Raw genomic sequence first — 21,879 nt, forward strand, 5'->3', positions numbered from 1 at the left:
TCATGGGTGTGGCGCAGTCCGAACGGACACTGTCCGGTTGTCCCGCCCATCACGACGGGTCGCACGGATGCCGTAGAACGCCATGATATTCCGCGTACTCGGCCCGCTGGAGGTCGCAGTGGAGGGCGCCGCCGAAAAGCCCTCGGCACCCAAGGTCCGCTGGACACTCGCCCTGCTGCTGCTTCACGCGAACCAGGTCGTCGGCCACTCCTCGATCCTTTACGAGTTGTGGGGCGAAAACCCCCCGTGCAGTGCCGTCGCCACCGCGCAGACCTACGTCTACCAGATACGCAAGAAATATCAGCGCCGGTTCGACCGGATCGGCTGGGGCGCATTGGTGGAGACCCGTCCGTCCGGGTACGTGCTCCGGGCGGAAGAGTCGGAGATCGACGCGCAGGTGTTCGAGCGGTTGAGCGAGCGGGCGCGCGCGTCGCTGACGGCGGGGCACACCGAGCAGGCCGCGCGGCAGCTGCGCGAGGCGCTCGCACTGTGGCGCGGGCGAGCGCTGGCGGATGTCTCGGCGGGATCGGTGCTGGCGCCGCGCATCATGCACCTGGAGAAGAGCCGGATGCGGACGCTGCGGTTGCGCATCTTCGCCGATCAGCGGCTCGGCCGCCACCGTGAGCTGCTCCCGGAACTGCAGTTCCTCGCGGCCGCCAACCCCCTCGACGAGTGGTTCCACCAGCAGTTGATGATCGCGCTCGTCGAGACGGGCCGGCGTGCCGACGCCCTGGAGGCGTATCACCGGCTGCAGTCCACCCTCGGCGCGGAGCTGGGCGTGCGGCCCTCGCCGAGGCTGCACAAGCTCCGGCACGACGTGCTCACCGGAGTGCCATGGACGCGGGGGCCCCAGAGCGAGCTGGACCTGACGGTGCCGAGCTAGCGTCCCCGCGCCGCGGATTTGTCGGCGGAAGCGGGCGAGGCGGTGGCCGGCCAGGAAGCCGAACCACCGCCCGAGTCGATTCAACAGGAGCCGGTCGGGGCGAAGCCACCTACCGGCCGCGGAGGTTCGCGGGACGGCCGGCCACCACCGCCGGTGTCGAACCGATCCGGAACCACCCGGGCCGCACCGTCGGTGCGACGCTCGCATACGAGGGAGGGCAACGGTGACGATCCGGGTATGGGACTACCTGCCGGAGTACCACGAGGAACGCGAGGAGGTACTCGCGGCGGTGACGAAGGTGTTCGAGTCCGGCCAGCTGATACTGGGTCCCAGCGTGGCCGGGTTCGAGGCCGAGTTCGCGGCGTACCACGGCGCCGCCCACTGCGCCGGCGTCGACAACGGCACCAACGCGGTCAAGCTGGGGCTGCAGGCGCTCGGCGTGGGCAAGGGCGATGAGGTGATCACCGTCGCCAACACCGCCGCGCCGACCGTGGTGGCCATCGACGGGACGGGCGCGAAGCCGGTCTTCGTGGATGTACGCGAGGACGACTTCCTCATGGACACCGACCAGGTCGCGGCCGCGATCGGCCCGCGCACACGGGCACTGGTCCCCGTGCACCTCTATGGCCAGTGCGTCGACATGGCCCCGCTGCGCCGGCTCGCCGACCGCCACAGCCTGGCCATCCTCGAGGACTGCGCCCAAGCGCACGGCGCGCGCCACCACGGCCGGCTGGCAGGCACGATGGGCGACGTCGCCGCCTTCTCCTTCTATCCCACGAAGGTTCTCGGCGCGTACGGCGACGGTGGCGCCGTGATCACCGGCGACGAGGACACCGACCGCAACGTCCGGCGCCTGCGCTACTACGGCATGGAAGACCGCTACTTCGTGGAGCGGGTTCCCGGACACAACAGCCGCCTCGACGAGGTACAGGCCGAGATTCTGCGGGGCAAGCTGCGCCGGCTCGACGCGTACATCTCCAAGCGCCGCGACATCGCGCGGCTCTACACCAAGGCGCTGGGCGACCTCGCCGAACCGGGCGGCCTCGTCCTGCCGACGGTCTCCTTTGGCAATGAGCACGTGTACTACCTGTACGTCGTTCGGCACCCCAGGCGGGACGAGATCATCGAACGGCTGCGCGCGTACGGCATCGCGCTGAACATCAGCTACCCCTGGCCGGTGCACACGATGGCCGGATTCGCGCACCTCGGATGCGCCAGGGGCTCGCTGCCGGTCACCGAGAAACTGGCAGGCGAGGTGTTTTCGCTGCCGATGTACCCGTCGCTGCCGTTGGACCGGCAGCAGACGGTGATCCAGGCCCTGCGCGAGGTGCTGGCCGGATTCTGAGACAACCCATCTGGTACGGAGGGAACACCATGCCGCGAGAACGGGCGACCGTCACCTGCAGAGTGTGCGACGGGACAGTCCACGAGTTCCTCGACCTCGGCCGTCAGCCGCTGTCCGACGCGTTCCGGGAACCGGACTGCGACACCGAGGAGTTCTTCTTCCGGCTCGCCGTCGGGCAATGCGAGTCGTGCACGATGGTGCAGCTCACCGAGTCGGTACCGCGGGACAAGATGTTCCACGAGGACTACCCGTACCACTCGTCCGGGTCGGCGGTGATGCGGGAGCACTTCGCGGGTGTCGCACGACGGTTCCTCGCCACCGAGTTGGCCGCGCCGGACCCGTTCATCGTCGAGATGGGCTGCAACGACGGCGTCATGCTGAGCACGATCCACCAGGCAGGCGTACGCCACCTGGGCTTCGAACCTTCCGGGCGGGTGGCCGAGCTGGCCCGCACCAAGGGCGTCCGGGTCCTCACCGAGTTCTTCGAGGACTCGACAGCGGCGCGGATCCGCGAGGCGGAAGGGCCCGCCCAGGTCATCTTCGCGGCGAACACCATGTGCCACATCCCGTACCCGAACTCGGTCTTCCGCGGAGTCGACGCACTGCTGGCACCGGACGGCGTGTTCGTGTTCGAGGACCCCTACCTCGGCGACCTGGTGGAGAAGACGTCCTTCGACCAGATCTACGACGAGCACTTCTTCCTGTTCAGCGCCCACTCGGTGCGGGCCATGGCCGAGCACCACGGATTCGAGCTGGTCGACGTGGAACGCCTGCCGGTGCACGGCGGCGAGGTCCGGTACACGCTCGCCCGGACCGGCGGACGCACACCCAGCGCCGCCGTCGCCGACCTGCTCGCCGAGGAGGACGCCCGCGGGCTGTCCGACATGGAGACGCTGCGTGGCTTCGCCGCCGGCGTGATGCGCGTGCGCGACGACCTGGTGGCACTGCTGCGACGGCTGCGCACCGAAGGATCCAGCGTGGTCGCCTACGGCGCCACGGCGAAAAGCGCCACAGTCACCAACTTCTGCGACATCGGGCCCGAACTCGTCTCCTACGTGTGTGACAGCACGCCCGCCAAGCAGCACCGCATGACGCCCGGCAAGCACATCCCCGTACGCCCGCCGACCGCGTTCCGCGACCCGTACCCGGACTACGCGCTGCTGTTCGCGTGGAACCACGCCGACGAAATCATGGCGAACGAACAGGAGTTCCGGCGCTCCGGCGGCCGATGGATCAGCTATGTGCCGAACGTCCGGGTGCTCTGAGGGATCGAGAGGGCTATGCGAGAACAGGACACCGCGGCACCGTCCCACGTCGGTGCCGAGGTGATGGAGACGGAACAGGCCCCCCGGCCGGCCGAGCCACCCGGCGACCTGACCACCGCCATCACCGCGCCAGGTGAACAGCTGCTGACCCTCCTGGACCGGCACCTGCCCCGGATACGCGCCCAGGCGGCGCCGAACGACCGGGACAGCACCTTCCCCGCCGCGACGTTCCACGGCTTCGCGCGCGACGGCGTGCTGGGCGCGACCGTGCCCGCCGAACTGGGAGGGATGGGCGTCAGCCGGCTTCACGACGTGGCGGTCGCGCTTTTGCGGGTCGCCGAGGCGGACGCCTCGACCGCACTGGCCTTGCACGCCCAGTTCAGCCGGGGAATCACCCTGACATACGAGTGGCTGCACGGCCCGCCGCCGACCCGGAAACTGGCCGAGCGGCTGCTGCGCGCGATGGCCCGCGGCGAGGCGGTGATCGGCGGCGCGGTGAAGGACCACGGACGAGAGACCACCCGGCTGCGCCCCGACGGCTCCGGTGGCTGGCTGCTGTCCGGACGCAAGACTCTGGTGACGATGGCGCCGATCGCGACGCACTTCGTCGTCTCCGCCCAGGCGCCGGCCGCCGGGGGAACAACGCTGCTGTACGCCCCCATCGTGGCACGGGACACCCCGGGGCTCTCCATCGTCGACGGATGGACCGGCCTGGGCATGCGGGCGTCCGGCACGCTCGACGTGGCGTTCGACGACTGCCCGGTGCCCGCCGGAAACCTGCTGGCGCGTGGCAGCGTCGGCGCGCACAGCGACGCGGCCCTCGCCGGGCAGGCGGTCAGCTCCGTCGCCATGCTCGGCATCTACGTCGGCGTCGCCCAGGCCGCCCGCGACCTCGCGGTGGAGACCATGGCCCGGCGGTCGGCCACACCGCCCGCGGCCTCACGCACCCTGGTCGCCGAGACCGAGGCGCGGCTGTACGCGCTGCGGGCCACCGCATCGGCTGCGCTCGTCAACGTCGACGAACTGTCGCCACGTCACGACATGGATCCCGATGAGCGCGGCCGGCGGATGATGACCCCGTTCCAGTGCGCCAAAGTCATGGTCAACCAACTGGCGGCCGCGGTGGTCGACGACTGCCTCACCGTGGTGGGCGGGGCCACCTACGCGGCGGAGCACCCGCTGGCCCGGCTGTCCCGGGACGTGCGGGCCGGCCGGTTCATGCAGCCGTACACGTACGCCGACGGGGTCGACTACCTGAGCGCCCAGGCGCTCGGTTTGGAAAGAGACAACAACTACGTGAGCCTGCGGGCCACCCGGCCGGTGGACAGCCGGTGACGGGCCGGCGCGGGCCCGTCGCCCGTGGCGGCTTCGTCCGCGGGATCCGGCACGCTCGCGATCCTGCCCAGGGCGGCGAGCGGGCAACTGTCAGACCAAGGGATACGGCTCCCTCCGCACGCGTCCTAGCGTCAGCCGTGCATCGAAGACGGCGGACATGAAGAAGGGTGGTGGCAGATCTCGTGGCTGATACGACCGAAGCCACACCGAAGAGCGGTGACCGGCAGGCGGTGTCGAGCGTGAAAAGGATGTTGACTCGCGAACAACTGGAAGAGTTCACCGAGCGCGGCTATATCGTGATCCCGGATGTCGTGCCGCCCGACCTGATCGCCGCCATCAACGCGGCGATCGATGAGCAGATCCGCGCGCGGCCTCCGGCGGAGGGTCACGTCGGGGTGGTCTACAGGTTCCAGCAGCTGACGGATTCGCCGGTGTTCGCGTCCTTGTTGCGCGACACCGCGGCCTTCTCGCTCGCCGAACAACTCGTCGGGAAGGGCGCGCTGGACTTTCCCGAGACAGCACAGACCGCTCTGACATACCCGCCCTTCAAGGACGCCCGGGAGAATCCGCACATCGACGGTGGAAAGGGGCGGAAGCCCGGTGATCCACCATGGACATTCACCATGCTCGCCGGGTTCTTCATGACCGACCAGTCGAGCGACGACACGGGAAACCTCTTCGTCTGGCCGGGAACACACCGCGATCACGCGAACCTCTTCCGCGAGCGCGGACCCGAAGCCTTCACGACGTATCCCCGTGTCCCCCTGCCTGAGCGGGACCAGGTGCGCGGCCGGCCGGGCGACATGCTCCTGAAGCACTACCTCCTCGGCCACAACGGCGGCCACAACACCAGCGATTCCGTCCGGCGCACGGTCTACTTCAGGCTCCGGCACCGGGAGCACGAGGCGAAGTGGCGTGAGGCCCTGCAAGATCCCTGGCACGACTACACGCCGCTGCGGCGGTTGCTGTCGTCGTCCGGTGAAACCGGTCAGCCGGATCGCCAGCTGTGAGATCTCGGTAGCTCCGCGGCTGTCCGCTCGTCACCGGCCTGCGGACAGCCGCGGTCGATGCCTTGGAGCAAAGCACGAGGAAGCCGACACATGGAAACAAGAATGCGAGGCAGAGGTGGGGACGAAGATGCCTGACGTCAACGATCTCGTGGACGTGGCGACCGGCGACGCCACTGTGGCCGAGACCGATGTCACGCTGCCCGGCGTCCTGCCCCTCGTGCTGGAGCGCGTCCACAGGTCCTCCACCCGGACAGGCCGGTGGTTCGGACGGTCCTGGACGTCGAGCCTCGACCAGCGCCTGCACGTGACCGGCGGACAGATCCACGCGAGGTTCGCCGGCGGACAGACCCTGACCTTCACCTCTCCGGGCAGCGCCGGTGATCCCCCCGCTGTCCCGGTGACCGGCCCGGCATGGCCGCTGCGGCAGAACCCGGACGGCTCCTACGCCATCAGCGACCCGCAGCGCGGCCTCACCTGGCGGTTCGAACGCCGGCCCGGATACGAGGACGACGAACTGCCTCTGGTCTCGCTCACGGACCGGACGGGCCACGAGATCACCTTCAGCTACGACGCTGTCGGCAGGCCGCTCAGCATCACCCACTCCGGCGGCTACCGCGTCCTGGTGACGGTCACCGACGAGCGCATCACCGCGCTGGCCCTCGCCGGCCGCGGCGGCCAGGACGACATCCCGCTGCGACGCTTCGAATACGACGATTCCGGCAACCTGTCCGGCGTCGTCAATTCCTCCGGCCTGCCGCGGCGCTTCACTTACGACGACATGGGTCGTCTGACCGGCTGGACCGACCGTAACGGCTACTCCTACCACTACACCTTCGACTCCGAAGGCCGGTGCGTCCGGGGAGAAGGCCCCGACGGTGTCCTGTCCGGCACCTTCGTCTACGAGCCCGGCGTCACTCGCTGGACCACCACCGACGGGGATGTCACCACCTACGCGATCAACGAGTCCGCCCACGTCGTCGCGGTCACCGACCCGATCGGGAAGACGACGCGGACGCAGTACGACGAACGCGGCCGTGTCACCGTCCGCACCGACCCCCTCGACAGGGTCACTCGACATGCCTACGACGAGCGCGGCAACCTGGTCTCGGTGACCGATCCGGCGGGCCACGAATACCACGTCTACGTCAACGACGCCTGCCTCCCGGAACGGATCACCGCACCGGACGGAACTGTCTGGCTCCAGGATTTCGACAAGAACGGCAATCTCACCGAACAGACCGCACCCGACGGCTCGGTGCTCACCTACGCGTACGACAGCCGCGGGCACCTCAGCCGGATGACCGGCGCGGACGGCGCGGTCACCACGATCGCATGCGATCCGGCCGGATTGCCCGTGGCCGTCACCAAACCCACCGGTGAAACGATCCGGTACGAGCGCGACCAGCTGGGACGAGTCGTGCGTGTCATGAGCTCCGACGGCGGGACGACGGCCCTCACCTGGACGACGGACGGCCTCCCCACCTCCCGGACCCTGCCGGACGGGTCGACCGACTCCTGGGCCTGGGACGGCGAGGAGAACCTCCAGCGGCGAACCTCCGCCACGGGAGCGGTCACGTCATACGCCTACGGGCCATTCGGTCAACTGATGTCGATCACCTGGCCGGGTGGCACCCGCACCGAGCTCACGTACGACCGCAGCTGTCGTGTCACCTCGGTGACCCAATCCGGGATGACGTGGGAATTCGAGCTGGAGTCCGCCGGCCGGCTGAGCGCGCAGACCGACTACAACGGAGCCACCACCCAGTACTGGTACGACGCCGCAGGACAGCTCGTACACCGCGTGAACGCCAGCGGCCATGAGGCCTCGTTCGCCTACAACCCCCTGGGCAAGCTGGCGTATTCGCACACCGCAGAGGGCACGGAGACGACGTTCGCGCACGATCCGGCAGGCCGCCTCGTGCGGGCGAAGAACGACGACGTGGACCTGGTCCTCGTCAGGGACCCGCTCGGACGGGTGATCACCGAAAGCTGCAACGGCCGCACGGTCACCAAGACCTACGACGCGGCCGGAAGGGTGACGAGCCGCGTCACTCCGTCCGGGGCCAGTACGTCGTGGTCCTACGACGCGGACGGAACGCCCTCGCTCCTCACCGCCGACGGCCATGAACTGCGCTTCGGCCATGACCCCGCCGGACGGGAAACCCGCCGGGACCTGCCCGGGGGAGTAGTCCTCACCCAGGAGTGGGACCACAACGGTCGTCTCGTGACGCAGGCGCTCACCGGCTCGGCCGCCGCCTCCGGTCCGGACGGACCCGTGGTCACGGGGCAACCGCTCCAACGGCGCGCGTACACCTACAGCCCGGACGGGTCCGTCGCGGGCCGGCAGGACCTGCTCACCGGCGACCGGACGTTCCGTCTCGACTCCGCCGGGCGGGTCACCGCAGTGACCGGCCGGCGTGACGCATGGTCGGAACAGTACGACTTCGATCCCGCGGGCAACATCGTCAACGCCCTCTGGCCGGCCCCGGCAGCCGGTTCTGCCGCCGGAACACCGGAGACGTCAGCGCAAGGGCCCCGCGCGACCGACGGAACCCTCACCACGCGGGCCGGCGACATCCGCTACCGCTACGACGCCGCCGGGCGCGTCGTCACGCGGACGCGGACACGGGCATCCGGCGATCCCGACACCTGGCGCTATGCGTGGGACGCCGACAGCCGGCTCCACTCCGTCACCCTCCCCGACGGAAGCACGTGGCAGTATCACTACGATCCCCTCGGCCGCCGCATCGGCAAGCGTCATCTCGCCGCCGACGGCCGGCTCCTGGGACAGACACAGTTCACGTGGGACGGGGACGTCCTCGTCGAGCAGGAGGACCGCCACGGCGACTGCCGGAAAGTCACCACATGGAACTACCGCAACGACTCGTGCGTCCCGCTCACCCAGGCCTCACGAACCGTCGTCCGCGTGGACGCCGAAAGGGAGGAGACCGACGAGGAGTTCCACTCCGTCGTCACGGACCTGAACGGCATGCCGACCGAACTGGTCTCCCCCGACGGAGCCGTCGCCGGCCACCAGCGGTACACGTGGTGGGGGCAATCCTCCTGGCAGCACGGCACCGCGACCACACCGCTGCGCTTTCCCGGCCAGTACTGCGACCAGGAAACAGGACTGCACTACGAAAACCAGCGCTACTACGACCCCGAGATCGGCGCCTACCTCTCACCCGACCCCCTCGGGCTGGCGCCCGCGTCGAACCCTCACGCCTACGTCCCGAACACGGCGCGGCTGAGGACAGCGGACAGCTGGATCGGTTCTCTGCTCCCCTCCTCCCATCTCCTGACGGTTTCCGCAGGCGTCGAGGGCCTCGACGCGCGCCTGTTCGCGGGCGGCCGGGCCGCCGGCCCCCACCGCGCAGGCGAAGCCGAACTCCCCGAACTCCCGTAGGGCCCGGCCACCGGTTCACCCGGCGGCAGCTGCGACCGGCGGTGACCGAAGTGTTCTCGTCCACCTGGGAAGAGGTAGGGGCGGGGAATGAGATTCCTGTTCACCACGTTCGCGTGGTCGTCGCACTACTACCCGATGGTGCCGCTCGGGTGGGCGTTGCAGGCCGCTGGGCATGAGGTACGAGTAGCGACCACGCCGTCGCTGGTCGACGCGGTCGTCACGACGGGACTGCCGGCGGTGGCGGTGGGCAAGGACATCGACATCGTGGGCAGGGCCGGGTCCGGCAAGCTGCACGATCATGAACGGTGGCCGACCGATCGAGACAAGGTGAGTTGCGCCGAGGACCGCCCCGTCGGCGTGGATCGACCCCTGCCCGCCCAGCATGCGCGTCCCCGGACAGACCACGGCCCCGCGGCTGCCCGTCCGGTATGTGCCTTACAACGCCCCCGGTGCGCTGCCGGCATGGCTCATCGAGCCGCCGACTCGGCCTCGCGTGTGCATCACCTGGGGCATCTCGACAGTGCGGATGATCGGTGACGCGGTGACCGGTCCGCTGAGCCGGGTCGTCGAGGCGGTCTCCGCCCTCGGTGTGGATGTCGTGCTCGCCGTCTCCGCAGCCACTCGAGCGGCTCTTGGCACGGTGCCGGACGGAGTGCGGGTGGCGGAGTCGCTGCCCCTGCACCTGCTGCTGCCGAGCTGCCGGGCCATCGTGCACCAAGGCGGGGTGGGCACCGCGCTCACCGCAGGCGTCTACGCGGTGCCCCAACTGACGGTCACCCAGTTCTCCGACCAGATGGCGGTCGGCGACGTACTCGCGGCCGGCGGTGCCGGCCGGCATCTCCTCCACGACGAGGCCACCGTGGAGCGGATCACGTCCCACGTCCTCGGGCTGCTGGACGACCAGGAGTGCCTCCAAGCCGCCAAGCTCCTGCAACGGGAGATCGTCTCGCAGCCCGCGCCGGCCGCCTTGGTGCCGAGACTGGTGCAGCTGGCGGGCCTGCGTGCGTCACCCCGGGCGTGACCTGGGGCGCCGAGCGTGAAGCGACCGGGGACAGCACCTCAGAGCGGATCCGGTCCGGGCAGGCGGGCCAGCGCGACCGCGCCGTGCAGCGTGGACAGCGGGCCCAGCACAGACGCCCGCACCACCGGTGCCGGCACGCCCGGCCGGGCCAGCGCGGCCAGATGGTGCGCGACCAGGCCGGCGAACACGGGCAGTCCGGCGGCGAAGCCGCCCCCCACCACGACCGTGCCGGGGTGCAGGAGTTCTCGCACCCCGCTGATGGCCACCGCGAGCCGGTGGCAGGTGCGGTCCACGGCCTGGACCGCCCACTCCTCGTCCGCCACCAGGCCCTGGCGGAGGTCGTCGTACCCGACCGGCACCCCCCGCATCCCGGCCGCTCGCGCCAACGTCGCGGGTCCGGACGCGGTGGCCTGAAGGCACCCGCGGCGCCCGCACGAGCAGATCGGGCCGTCCACGTCGGTCACCACGTGACCGAGCTCGAAGGAACCGCGATCCGGTCCGGGCCACAGCGTGCCGCCCGCGAGCAGCCCACCGCCCACGCCCGTTCCCACCCCTACATAGAGCAGCTCGTCGCAGCCCAGCGCCCGCGCTTCGCCCAGCGCGCCCAGATACCCGTCGTCGGCCCAGCGGACCGGGGTGTCCCCGAAGTGCGAGCGGAACGTCCGCCGCAGATCAAGGCCGGTCCACTCGGGGCGGTTCGGCCAGGTCGTGACCAGCCCGTCCGCCCCCACCGTGGCCGGCATCGCGACTCCGATTCCGGTGTAGCCCTGCGGGATTCGCCGCCGGAACCGGGCGAGTTCGGTCGCGAGCTGGCTCAGGTCGGACTCCAGCCCGCGCCCGCGCCATCGGAAGGTGTGCTCGCTGACTTCTCCGCCGTCGGTCTCCGCCCGCAGCGCCACCTTGGTGCCACCGAAATCGATGCCGAGCCAGCTTCCCGGCCATGCCGTCCGCCCCGTCACCGCCGGCCCGGAGCCGGGACCGGCGGGCACGCCGGCAGCAGTTCACCGGGGGAGTGGACGACCAGATCCGGACCGGCAGCCATCAGGCCGTCCTCGTCCACGGTCGCCCAGGTCGCCGCTACGGCGGTCACCCCGGCGCTTCGGGCGCTGCGGATGTCGGCCGGGGCATCGCCGACCATGAGGGCCGCGTCCGGCTCCGCGTCGAGCAGGCTGAGCGCGCGCCTGACGATGTCCGGGGCGGGTTTGGCGTTGGCGACCTCGTCCGAGCCCACTACGTGGTCGAAGTACTGGATCAGGCCGAGCGTGGCCAGCAGGGAGCGAGCCCGCGGCCCTGCCTTCCCGGTGGCCACGGCGAGCCGGAACCCACGCGTCCGGAGCGTCTGGAGCAGATCGGCCACCCCGTCCGCCACGGGCACCTGGTCCGCGAGCCGGTAGCTCTCCCGGACGAACGGCTCCTCCATCTCCAGCGGGAGGCGCATCCGGCGCATGATATCCGGGAAATACAGGCCCTGATGGCGCTGGTATTCGGCGAACGGCGCCGGTCCGGCGCCGACCACTTCCGCGTACGCCGCGGCGAAGGCCCGGCCCATCACCTCATGACTGTCCACCAGGACGCCGTCGAGGTCGAAGATCACCACACTGCGCACCGGTACGCTCGCCATCAGGTCGCCGCCGCGGTCATGACCGGCCCGGCGGGCAGCAGCGGTGTCGCCGAGGCCGCGTACAGCGCCTCGATCGTGCCGACGATCCGCCGCACGCCCGCGATCGCGGATCCGCACGCCGACGGATCGGCGAGGTGGTCCCTGATGTCGTCGAGCTGACGGGAGTACTCGGCGCCGATCGGCTCGGTCGGGACCGTGATCTCGCTCGTCCGGCCCCGCCGGACGACGCTGAGCCGCGGCCGCGGCTCGCGATTGGGGCTGAAGCCGAAGGTGGACCGGAGCATCGCGGTGTCGTCACTCCCCTCGATCCGGATCTCGGTGACGTCATGGCTCGCCGCGTGCGTGGCCCAGCTGGCGCGAAGGCCCACCGACAGACCGCTGCCGGTGACCAGGAAGCCGCGCACGGTGTCCTCGACGTCCGCGTCGAGTTCCGGCACCGGCTGATCATGCCGCCAGGCCGCCGTCCAGCGCGGGTCGTTGACGTGGTCGTACGAGGTGGACGCGGCGGCCTGAACGAACGCCAACGGCCCGGCGACGGTCTCCAGGACATCGAGCAGATGCCATCCGAGGTCGAACAGCACCCCGCCGCCTGCCTCCGCCCGGCTGGTGAACCAGCCCTGGGACCGGGGCACTCCGCAGGCCCGTTCCCACACCAGGTCGATGTGGCGCAGGTGGCCGAGCTCGCCGGCCAGACCGGCCAGTGCCCGCACGTCCGCGCGGTATCGGCACGCACTTCCGGCCAGCAACGGGACGCCGCCTGCCCGCTCGGCCGCGGCCAGCCTGTCCGCCTCCGCGCTCGAGAGGCAGACCGGCTTCTCCACGAAGGTGGCGAGACCTCGGGTGAGAAGACGTCGCGCGAGCGCCGCGTGCAGGTGGTTGGGCGAGGCGACCAACGCGAGGTCGGCGTCCTCGGCCCGCAGCGCGTCGACGTCGCCGAAGGCCGGACGGCCGGTCGCCGCGGTGAACGCCTCCCGCCTGGCCGGATCCGGATCGACCGCGGCCACTACCTCGTAGTCACCGTTTGCCATCAGACGAGGAAGCCAGATCTCTCGGCCGGACCACCCGAACCCGACCAGTACGGTGCGGATCCTCATCCGGCGGCCACCTGGTCGGCCACGATGGCGGCGGTGTCGGTGAGAGCCTGCTCCGACGCGAGCAGGGTGCGGTGGTGCAGCCAGACGCAGTCCTGGCTGATCGCGTCGGCGTTGGGGCACCGCTTGGCGACCGCGTCGACGGACTCCTCGGGTGCGCCGGTCTCCCAGAACGCCGCGGTGCGGTAGATGGCGCGGAAGCCCGCGAACGCCGGGATCCCCGCGTCGACCAGGCGATCGACGAGGAGGTTGCGACGCTCCTCCGACCAGCCGGGAAGCCGGAACATCGCCATGTAGTGCGGATTCCGGTCGGCCCGCGCATCACCGCCCTGCGGCCGGACGCCGGGGATCTGGGCCAAGAGCTGCGACAGCAACCGCCACCGCTGCTCGCGCAGCTCGATCTGGCCGTCGAGGCGGCCCAGCTGAGCGCGCAGGACGGCGGCCGAGAACTCGTTCATCCGCATGTTGGTGCCGGCCACCTGGTGGTGATAGTTGCGGTCGGTGCGCGGCCGGCCGCAGGAGTGATGCAGGAATGCCTTCTCGTAGTCGTCCGGGTCCAAGAACAGCACCGCGCCGCCCTCGCCCGCGGTCATCAGCTTGCCGTTCTGGAAGCTGAACGCCGCGATCGAGCCCAGCTCGCCCACGCGCTTGCCCCGCCACCGGGCACCGTGCGCGTGGGCCGCGTCCTGAAGGATCCGGACGCCGGCATCGGAGGCGAGCTTGTCCAGTGCGTCCATGTCGGCCATGAGACCCGCCATGTGCACCGGCATGATCACCCGGGTCCGCGGTGTGATCGCCTCGGCGGTGGCGGTCGCGTCGATGTTGTAGGTCTCCGGATCGACGTCCACCGGCACGGCGACGGCCCCGATCCGCTGAGCGGCCTGGGACGAGGAGATGAAGGTGAACGCCGGCACGATCACTTCGGTGCCCGGTCCCGCACCCAGCACCTGCAGGGCGAGCTCCAGCGCGTGCGTGCCGTTGGTGACGGCGAGGGCGTGGTGGGCACCGTGGTATCCGGCGAACTCCCGCTCGAAGCTGTCCACCTCGCTGCCACCCATGCGCCACCACTGGCCCTGGGACAGCGCACGATCAAGAGCTCGGCGTTCGGTGTCATCGAATTGCGGCCAATCCGGAAAGGTCGGCCTCGGTCGCGGACTCATTTCTGCCTGACTCCTTCTGGTTGATTGGCCTCACGGTACGGAGTCCGATGCCTACGCCACGGCTCTTCGACCTGGCAGCCGATTCGGAATTCGCCGTCGCCCTGTTCCATGAATTCGGCGCGACGGGAGGCCTTTCAGGGGGATTCGCTCGGGGAAGGGTGGTCAGGTGCGGGTGATCGCGGCCAGCCAGCCCGGTGCCCCGTCGATGTCTCTGTTGTTCTCCAATGTCGCGGGTTCGATCGAATCGACCCGCCAGCCGTCGGCGAAGGTGGCCCGGATTTCGTCCTGGCTCACCCGCCTGGCGCGGATCCCGCCCTGGCTCTCCCGTCGCGGTCCGCTGCCGGGGTGATGGCGGTCGCTGATGCAGAGCAGGAACAACCGCGCGTCCGGCGGCATCACGGTGGCCAGGCTGCCGGCGTAGCGGACGCGTTCGGTCTCGCTGAACGCGTGGAACAGGGCGCAGTCGAGCACGGTGTCGAACTGCTCGCCCAAGTCGCCGAGTTGAGTGCGTCCCCGACCAGGAAGCGCGCCGGCAGGCCGCGCTCTTCCGCTTTGCGCCGCGCGATCCCGATCGCCGTCGACGCCGAGTCGATGCCGACCGTCGGCAGGCCGAGGGCCGCCGCCATGAGCGCGACCTCGCCGGTGCCGCACCCGACGTCGAGCACCCGGCCGCGGAAGGCGCCCGCCTCGGCGAGGTCGCGCAGGGCCGTCTGGGGGCGGCCGAGGTCCCAGAGCGGTGTTCCGGCGTAGTGCGCGTCGAAGCCCTCCACCTTGCTGCCACCCATGTGTGTCCGGCTCCTTCTGGTCGATTGGCCTCACGGTACGGAGTTCGGCGCCTACGCCACTATCCCTCAACCTGGCAGCAGATTTGTGTTTCGCCGTCGCCCCATTCTGCGAATTCGGCGCACGTGGCAGCCTTTCGGGGGTGTGCGCTCGGGAAAAGGGCGGTCAGGTGCGGGTGATACTGGCCAGCCAGGCCAGCACTCCGTCGACATATTTGTTGTTCTCCAGCATCGCGGGTTCGATCGAATCGACCCGCCAGCCGTCGGCGAAGGTGGCCCGGATTTCGTCCTGGCTCACCCGCCGCGGTCCGATATCGGGTGGATGGCGGTCGCTGAAGCAGAGCAGGAACAACCGCGCGTCCGGCGGCATCACGGTGGCCAGGCTGTCGGCGTAGCGGACTCGTTCGGCGTCGCTGAACACGTGGAACAGGCCGCAGTCGAGCACGGTGTCGAACTGCTCGCCCATGGCGCCGAGTTCGAGTGCGTCCCCGACCAGGAAGCGCGCCTGCAGGCCGCGCTCTTCCGCTTTGCGCCGCGCGATCTCGATCGCCGTCGACGCCGGGTCGATGCCGACCGTCGGCAGGCCGAGGGCCGCCGCCATGAGCGCGACCTCGCCGGTGCCGCACCCGACGTCGAGCACCCGGCCGCGGAAGGCGCCCGCCTCGGCGAGGTCGCGCAGGGCCGGTTGCGGACGGCCGGTTTCCCAGGGCGGCGTACCCGCATACCGCGCGTTGAAATGCTCGGGGGACAGGGCATCGGTGAGCCGGCGCGCCAGTTGCTCGAGTGTCTCGACCAATTCCTTGGCCTGGCCGGGGTCTTGGATCCCGGCGGCCGCGGCGAGCTGCTCGTCGATCCGCGCGGCGGCTCGGCCGGCGCTCCTGTGCCGGGCAGCCGCCCGGACGACCGTTTGTCCGTCCGGGGCGGCCGCGGTGGTGACCGCACCCCGGTCGCGCAGGGTGGCGACGCTCGTCTCCACGTGGCTCGCCGGGAAGCCGGTGCGGTTGGCGATCTCGGTGACCGAGGTGTCCGGGTGTTCGAACACGTCGGTCATGACGTGACGCACGCCGGGAGACAGCTGTCGCACACCGGTGGGGTCCGGGAGGGCGTCCTCGCCGATCCGCAGCAGCTTGCGCGCGAGGTCGTGCAGTTCGAAGCCGTCCATGGCCGGAGAGTCTTCCCGACGCCGGACAGCGCACGCCATCACGCAGGTTGACGGTACTGGGGATCGCTGGTCGGTCGGCTGGGGTGGTCGCTGAACTCGGGCCGGGGGCAGGTCTGTTGTGCCGGGAGCCGGTATCGGGCAGGGCCTGCGGCACCGGCCGCGCAGGTGGGCCGTGGGCGAGTGGCTCCCCGGCCCGCCGGGCGGTAAGGCTCCGTCAGCCCGGCAGTCCGTCTCCAGGGCCCGGCCCGCGCGGATGCGGGCCACCAGGGCCCCGGGGCCTGGGGAGGGGCAGAGCGGCGGGCGCGTGGTGAGGCGACCGCATCGCACGTCCGGGAAGAACGCTCCGGACCGGTACGAGGAGATGCTTGCCGCGTCAGGCCTGGGGGGCGGGCCGGGTCAGTGCGGCGCGGGCGTCGGCCCGCAGCCGGACCCGATCGGGTTTGTCCCAGCCGGTCGTCGGCAGTTTCCGGCGAATGTCGATCAGGCGGGGGACGTAGGTGTCGGACAGTGCCTCGGCGACGTGACGGCGCAGTTCCCGGGGATCCGGGTCGGCGCCGGGCTCGGGCACGACGGCGGCGTAGATGTGCTCCACCCGGTCGGCGTCCTCGACCCCGCATACGGCGGCCTGGGACACGCCCGGGGCCTGCCTGAGCACCTTCTCCACCTGCTCGGGGTGGATGCGGATTCCCTTGACCTTCATCATGTTCGCGAGCCGGCCGGTCAGGTGCAGGTAGCCGTCGGTGTCGAGGTGCCCGAGGTCGCCGGTGCGCACCCAGCCGTCGCGGACGAGTGCCGCGGTGAGTGCCGGCTCGTGCCAGTAGCCGGCCGTGGGCCAGCGTGGAACCGCGCAGACCTCGCCGACCTCGCCGACGGGCAGTACCGCGCCGGTGTCGGGGTGCCGGATGCTGAGCGCCTCTGGGTTGACCGGCCGGCCCGCGCTGGAGCAGGCGCGCAGGTCGTCGTGGTCGCCGGGGGGGAGCATGGTGAGCACTCCGGTCTCGGTCGTGCCGTAGACCTGGATCAGTACGGGGCCGAAGATTTCCCGGGCCTTGCGCAGCTTGAGCGGTGCCCCGGGGCTGCCGGTGTAGATCAGCTCGGTCAGGCTGGACAGGTCGGTGGCCGCCCGGTCCGGGTGCTCGGCCAGTGCGTACACCTGCGGGGTGCCGAGGATGAGCCGGCCGATGCGGTGCTGCGCGATCGCGTGGAGCACGGCCGCGGCGTCGAAGCCGGGATGCAGGACGACCATGCCGCCGGTGATGAGCGTGTCGTCCGCGGCGAACCCGCTGGAATGGGTGAGCGGTGCGGTGATCAGGACGTTCGTCCGGCTGCTGCGGTCGATGGCCGATGCGGCCATGTCGTTCTTGACGCCGAAGGGCCAGCAGACACCCTTCGGCAGGCCGCTCGCCCCACTGGTCTGGGTGATCACCGCGAGGTCGCTGTCGGTGATGTCCGGGCACGGGCCTACTCCGTCACCGCAGCCGGCGGTCAAATCCACCGTGTCCGGCTGTCCTGCGCCCAGTACGGCCAGGACCGGCCGACCGGTCGCGTTCACCAGCAGCTCCCGTGCCCGTGCCTCGTTGGCCGGGTCGACCGCCAGCATCCGGGCGCCGACATCCGAGACGATGGCGCGCTGCAAGTCCATGCGCAACTCGTCGTCAGGCACCACCGCATTCATCCCACGCACATGTGCGGCGGTCGCCCCCACCAGGTTGGCCGCCCACCGCAGGATCAGTGTGGCCGCGGTGTTGGGCTCGGTCAGGATGCAGACGACGTCACCGCGGCCGACGCCGTGGCGGCCCATCGCGGCCGCGGCCCGGCGAACGGCGTCGGCCAGCTCCCCGGCGGAGAAGGGGACGTCCCCGCTGACCATGGCAGGGCGATCCGGATCGGCATCGAAATGAGTCAGCAGCTGCTGAACATAATGCACATGCGTGGTACTCATGACCCGGTTTCGCCTTCCTGTCCAAGACAATGCGATGTCCAGTGGTCGAGTGAGACGAACCGCAGGCTAAACCGGCGGGCACCGAGGGCCCCATACCTCACATTGACGGCACGTGGTCGCCGCGAAAGAGCCGGCCCCGGCCTGCCCGGGAAGGCTGAACGGCTCAGGCCGCGGGGCGCAGCCAGCGGTCGACCCGGGTACGCAGGCCGGCCGGGAAGATGTCTTTGCGCAGGAGGCCGTGCACGCCCTTGGGCGGCAGGGGGACATCGACGTGGTGGACCTCGCTCTGGTCCGCGTACTGGGTGATCCGGAAGCTCGCGGCCATGCTGCACAGTGCGTGGGCCTCGGCGCGGGTGACGCCGGACGCCGCGCTGAACCAGCTGATCAGTCCGCGCAGGCAGTCGACCAGTGCGGCCTCCAGGCTGTCAGCCAGTCCGATGCCGATCCAGTGCGTGTCGGTCTCGGCCAGCGGCCGGGTCAGGCCCACGTTCTTGTGGAGGTCGTACCGCATCCGCAAGCGCTCGGCCGTGGACTTCAGGCCGGTCTGGTCGACCAGTCCGTCGCCCTGCAGGGCGTGAATGTCACCGATCCAGATCCGGGCCCCCGGCTTGGCCACGGGAAGGAACAGCGAGGAGCCCACGGTGAGTTCGGGGAGGGCCAGGTTGCCGCCGTGGTCGCCACCGATCAGCGCGCTTGTCTGCTCGTCGCCCGGCGGTTCGACCGCGATGATGCCGGCGAACGGGTCGAGCGGCAGCGAGATGCCGTGAACGTAGTCGGCCCGGGTGCGGGTCCGGTCGAACCGGAAGTCGTGGAAGTACGGCTCGTCGAAGTCGTACGGCAGCGCGCCGGCCCGGGTGGGGAAGGCGTTGCCGCCCCAGTCGCTCAGCCGCAGTTCCGTCAGCCGGCACTCGACGACGTCGCCCGGTTCGGCACCGGTCACCTCGACCGGGCCGACGATCTGGAACGGGCAGCCCGGGTACTCCTGGCGCAGCCGCGCACGGTCGGCCGGGGACGAGCCGTACCGCAGCTGGTTCTGCCAGTTGGTCCAGGTGTCGGGGTAGAGAACCTCGTCGCCGGACTCGATCCTGGCTGCCGACGCAGCGCCGGGATCGAGGACGCCCGGCCGGACCGTGGCCAATGTGGACTGAACCGTATGCATCGTCACGGCCGCAACGCTAGGCAGCCGCAGATGAGCCAGGCAAGGAAGTCCGGGCGTCACCGGGCAAGACTGTCAACGTGACTGGTGAAGGTGCACCGCGGACTTCCGGCCAGGAGGCCATCGAAGCGGTGCGGACCCCCTGAGGGGGGATCAGCACCGCTCCTGCCTTGGCGTGTTCCGCCGGCCGCTACATCCGGTGCCGGAAGGTGATCCGGCCACGGGTCAGGTCATACGGGCTCAACTCGACCGTCACCGTGTCCTGCGGCAGGATCTTGATGTAGTGCTTGCGGAGCTTCCCGCTGATGTGTGCGAGTACCTTGTGACCGTTCTCGAGTTCAACCCAGAACTTGGCGTCTTTCAGGGACTCGACGATGGTACCGACAACCTCGATACCTCGATTTACTTTTGCCACGTCAGCTCCAAGGTGTTGCTCTCACGGCGGGCTCCGACGCTTTCCAACAGGCTGATCGTCGCGGTGTCGGTCTCGTCGACGTCGATCGTCGCGAGACCGAACTCGCGAGTGTGCAGAGCGTCCAGCGCGTGGACCAGCAGCGCCCTGCCGATGCCACGGCGGCGCTGGTCGGCGCGGACCTCGATGGAGCGAATCCGCGCGATCCGCGGCCTCCCGTTGTCCCGCATCGACGGCGAAATCCGGATCACACCGACTTCGACCCCCTCGACTTCGGCGCGGGACTCCTCCGCGCCGCCGGTCAACGTCACCCCCGCCGGGGGCGACACGGCGGGCTGCGCTTCGCCGGGCACCAGCAGGTACTGCCGCTCACTTCGGTGAGGGGTGAAGCCGGCCCGCCGCCAGTTCGAGATCGTGTCCGCGTCGTCGGCGTCGACCAGCGTGTAGAGCGGCGCCGGCAGTTCCGCCAGCATGGCGGCGGCCAGCCGGTCGAAGGCTGTGTCGTGCCATGCGTCGATGCTGATGTACAGTCGCCCGTCGGGCCTGCGCCCCGTGTCGCCACTGCCGACAACCAAGTCGCCGTCGCTGGCGTGCCACTGGTCTTCGGCGACCCGCGTGATCACGGGGTCTGGGGTGGGATGCTTAAGGTTGATGGCTGTCGCCTTCCAGGAGTGCCTCTGGTGCGCTCCCGCGACATCTACATCAGTCGCCTGCCGTGACCAATAGGGGGAGCACCCGGGTAATCGAACGAACATTCACGGGTCTCACCTCCTACAGGGTCTGTCACGGCCTGGAGTGAACATTACCAGACGGACGTCGTCACGCCCAACTGCGAGGGCGGAGAACCCTGCAGACAAGCCGCACCCTGCCGCGAAGGCCACGAGGCTGAGGGATGCCCAGCCGGCACGGCCGCTCCTAGCCTCCGCATGTAGGCAGAAGGCTTTTTGGTGCCCGATGAGGTTTCGCTCCACGAGAGGATGCGTGATTCCGTGCGCGCCGAGCTGATCAGAGCGCTCCCCCTGGTGTTGCGGGAGCACGCGGACAACTTCGGTGGGAAGGTCGCCTTCGAGGACGCGGAGCGGGCGGTCACGTACGCCGATCTGGAGGCGCGGACCCGGCGGCTGGCCGGGCATCTGGCGGGACTCGGTGTGCGGCGCGGCGATCGGGTGATGATCTGCCTGCGCAACAGCGTGGAGATGCTGGAGAGTTACCTCGCGATCCTTCGCGCGGACGCGATCGGGGTGCCGGTCAACCCCGCGTCCACCGACTTCGAACTGGACTATCTCCTGGCCGACAGCGAGGCGGCCGTCGTCATCACCGACCCCGTGCACGTGGCCGGCTTCCTGCGCTCGCCGTCCCTGCCCCGCGGCGCCAGGCTGCTGGTGACCGGCGACGCACCCGCGCACGCGTCGGTCCACGCCTACCAGGAACTCGTCAGGACCGAGCCCGCGGAACCCGCACGGGACGATCTCGGCCTGGACGACGTGGCATGGACGTTCTACACCTCGGGGACCACCGGGGAACCGAAGGGAGTGCTGTCCAGCCAGCGCAACTGCTTGTACTCGGTGGCGGCGAGCTATGTGCCGATCCCCGGGCTGTCGGCCGACGATCGCGTGCTGTGGCCGCTGCCGTTGTTCCACAGCCTCTCCCACATCGCGTGCGTGCTGGCGGTGACCGCGGTCGGCGCGACCGCCCGGATCATGGACAGCCCTTCGGGCGACGAGTTCCTGGAGGCCGCCCGGGAAACCCGGGCCACCTTCGTGGCGGGTGTGCCGACCACCTACCACTACCTTCTGGAGGCGCGGCGCCAGCGCCGGATCACCCTGCCGGACCTGCGGATCGGGCTGGTCGGGGGAGCGGTCGCCGGCCAGGGCTGTGCCGGTCGTTCCGCGAGGAGTTCGGGGTGCCGCTGGTCGATGCGTACGGCAGCACCGAGACGTGCGGGGCGATCACCATGAACCCGCCGGGAGGCGTCCGCGTCGACGGGTCGTGCGGGCTTCCGGTGCCCGGCGTGGATGTCCGCATCGTCGACCCGGAGGACGGCCGCGGACGTGCCGGCCGGCGCCGAGGGCGAGGTGTGGGTGCGCGGCCCGAACGTGAAGCCCGGCTACCACAACAAACCGGAGGCGACCGCTGCCGCGTTCCAGGACGGCTGGTATCGCACGGGTGACCTCGCCCGCCGGGACGCCGCCGGGTACTTCACATCAGCGGCCGGATCAACGATCTGATCGTCCGGGGCGGGAGAGAACGTCCATCCGGAGGAGATCGAGGCGGTTATCGCGCCGTTC

Annotated in this window: 19 protein-coding genes and 3 pseudogenes; 11 read left to right on the forward strand and 11 right to left on the reverse strand. The window is 70.2% G+C overall.

Features of this window, described 5'->3' with window-relative positions; translation table 11 throughout:
• The first annotated feature begins 82 nt into the window (after positions 1–82).
• The 9 genes and pseudogenes from Srubr_RS12300 (at position 83) to Srubr_RS12330 (ending at position 10,265) form a co-directional block, all read left to right on the forward strand.
• On the forward strand, positions 83–883 hold the full coding sequence (locus Srubr_RS12300) for an AfsR/SARP family transcriptional regulator (RefSeq protein WP_189999868.1): 801 nt from the start codon (positions 83–85) through the stop codon (positions 881–883).
• A gap of 223 nt (positions 884–1,106) precedes the next feature.
• On the forward strand, positions 1,107–2,228 hold the full coding sequence (locus Srubr_RS12305) for a DegT/DnrJ/EryC1/StrS family aminotransferase (RefSeq protein WP_189999869.1): 1,122 nt from the start codon (positions 1,107–1,109) through the stop codon (positions 2,226–2,228).
• A 29-nt stretch (positions 2,229–2,257) separates the two neighbouring features.
• A complete protein-coding gene (locus tag Srubr_RS12310) occupies positions 2,258–3,493 on the forward strand; it encodes a class I SAM-dependent methyltransferase (protein WP_189999870.1) in 1,236 nt (411 codons plus the stop codon).
• Between the two features lie 63 nt (positions 3,494–3,556).
• Entirely contained in the window at positions 3,557–4,828 is a 1,272-nt protein-coding gene (rubN8, locus tag Srubr_RS12315) for an amino sugar nitrososynthase RubN8 (protein ID WP_189999877.1), read from the forward strand.
• Between the two features lie 170 nt (positions 4,829–4,998).
• Positions 4,999–5,838: a phytanoyl-CoA dioxygenase family protein gene (locus Srubr_RS12320; RefSeq protein ID WP_189999871.1), complete on the forward strand. Its 840-nt coding sequence runs from the start codon at positions 4,999–5,001 to the stop codon at positions 5,836–5,838.
• Between the two features lie 127 nt (positions 5,839–5,965).
• Entirely contained in the window at positions 5,966–9,244 is a 3,279-nt protein-coding gene (locus Srubr_RS41390; RefSeq protein WP_189999872.1) for an RHS repeat-associated core domain-containing protein, read from the forward strand.
• Between the two features lie 135 nt (positions 9,245–9,379).
• A pseudogene (locus Srubr_RS41960) lies at positions 9,380–9,499 on the forward strand (hypothetical protein); the annotation flags it as partial.
• A gap of 127 nt (positions 9,500–9,626) precedes the next feature.
• Positions 9,627–9,695: pseudogene (locus tag Srubr_RS41965) on the forward strand (hypothetical protein); the annotation flags it as partial.
• Positions 9,696–9,770: 75 nt separating this feature from the next.
• Positions 9,771–10,265 (forward strand): glycosyltransferase, encoded by a 495-nt coding sequence (locus Srubr_RS12330; protein WP_373313655.1) that lies wholly within the window; start codon positions 9,771–9,773, stop codon positions 10,263–10,265.
• A gap of 38 nt (positions 10,266–10,303) precedes the next feature.
• Here the strand turns inward: Srubr_RS12330 and Srubr_RS12335 are convergent, their stop codons facing one another.
• From Srubr_RS12335 to Srubr_RS12380, 11 genes are all read right to left on the reverse strand, one after another.
• Positions 10,304–11,254, reverse strand: coding sequence for an ROK family protein (locus tag Srubr_RS12335; protein WP_229927020.1), 951 nt, complete (start codon positions 11,252–11,254; stop codon positions 10,304–10,306).
• On the reverse strand, positions 11,221–11,886 hold the full coding sequence (locus tag Srubr_RS12340; protein ID WP_189999874.1) for an HAD-IA family hydrolase: 666 nt from the start codon (positions 11,884–11,886) through the stop codon (positions 11,221–11,223). Before Srubr_RS12340 ends, Srubr_RS12335 begins: the two co-directional genes overlap by 34 nt.
• Positions 11,886–12,980, reverse strand: a complete 1,095-nt coding sequence (locus Srubr_RS12345; RefSeq protein ID WP_189999875.1) for a Gfo/Idh/MocA family protein — start codon at positions 12,978–12,980, stop codon at positions 11,886–11,888. The genes Srubr_RS12340 and Srubr_RS12345 overlap by 1 nt, the downstream gene beginning before the upstream one ends.
• On the reverse strand, positions 12,977–14,137 hold the full coding sequence (locus Srubr_RS12350; RefSeq protein ID WP_189999876.1) for a DegT/DnrJ/EryC1/StrS family aminotransferase: 1,161 nt from the start codon (positions 14,135–14,137) through the stop codon (positions 12,977–12,979). Before Srubr_RS12350 ends, Srubr_RS12345 begins: the two co-directional genes overlap by 4 nt.
• A gap of 162 nt (positions 14,138–14,299) precedes the next feature.
• Complete coding sequence (locus tag Srubr_RS40545) at positions 14,300–14,629, reverse strand: TPMT family class I SAM-dependent methyltransferase (protein WP_229927022.1); 330 nt, start codon at positions 14,627–14,629, stop codon at positions 14,300–14,302.
• Entirely contained in the window at positions 14,533–14,922 is a 390-nt protein-coding gene (locus Srubr_RS40550; protein WP_229927023.1) for a class I SAM-dependent methyltransferase, read from the reverse strand. Before Srubr_RS40550 ends, Srubr_RS40545 begins: the two co-directional genes overlap by 97 nt.
• A 163-nt stretch (positions 14,923–15,085) precedes the next feature.
• A complete protein-coding gene (locus tag Srubr_RS12360) occupies positions 15,086–16,081 on the reverse strand; it encodes a methyltransferase domain-containing protein (RefSeq protein ID WP_229927024.1) in 996 nt (331 codons plus the stop codon).
• Between the two features lie 373 nt (positions 16,082–16,454).
• Positions 16,455–18,023, reverse strand: coding sequence for an ANL family adenylate-forming protein (locus Srubr_RS12365; RefSeq protein WP_203854929.1), 1,569 nt, complete (start codon positions 18,021–18,023; stop codon positions 16,455–16,457).
• Between the two features lie 163 nt (positions 18,024–18,186).
• Positions 18,187–19,182, reverse strand: a complete 996-nt coding sequence (locus Srubr_RS12370; RefSeq protein WP_229927015.1) for an acetamidase/formamidase family protein — start codon at positions 19,180–19,182, stop codon at positions 18,187–18,189.
• Between the two features lie 187 nt (positions 19,183–19,369).
• The gene (infA, locus tag Srubr_RS12375) at positions 19,370–19,594 is read right to left on the reverse strand and encodes a translation initiation factor IF-1 (RefSeq protein WP_189999831.1); all 225 of its coding nucleotides are present in this window, start codon (positions 19,592–19,594) and stop codon (positions 19,370–19,372) included.
• Complete coding sequence (locus Srubr_RS12380) at positions 19,582–20,214, reverse strand: GNAT family N-acetyltransferase (RefSeq protein WP_229927014.1); 633 nt, start codon at positions 20,212–20,214, stop codon at positions 19,582–19,584. The genes infA and Srubr_RS12380 overlap by 13 nt, the downstream gene beginning before the upstream one ends.
• 354 nt (positions 20,215–20,568) lie before the next feature.
• Between Srubr_RS12380 and Srubr_RS12385 the strand changes: the two are divergent.
• Positions 20,569–21,578: pseudogene (locus Srubr_RS12385) on the forward strand (long-chain fatty acid--CoA ligase); the annotation flags it as partial.
• A gap of 28 nt (positions 21,579–21,606) precedes the next feature.
• Positions 21,607–21,819 (forward strand): AMP-binding protein, encoded by a 213-nt coding sequence (locus Srubr_RS41395; RefSeq protein WP_203854983.1) that lies wholly within the window; start codon positions 21,607–21,609, stop codon positions 21,817–21,819.
• Positions 21,820–21,879: the final 60 nt, after the last annotated feature.

It is taken from the genome of Streptomyces rubradiris, assembly GCF_016860525.1.
GTDB lineage: Bacteria > Actinomycetota > Actinomycetes > Streptomycetales > Streptomycetaceae > Streptomyces > Streptomyces rubradiris.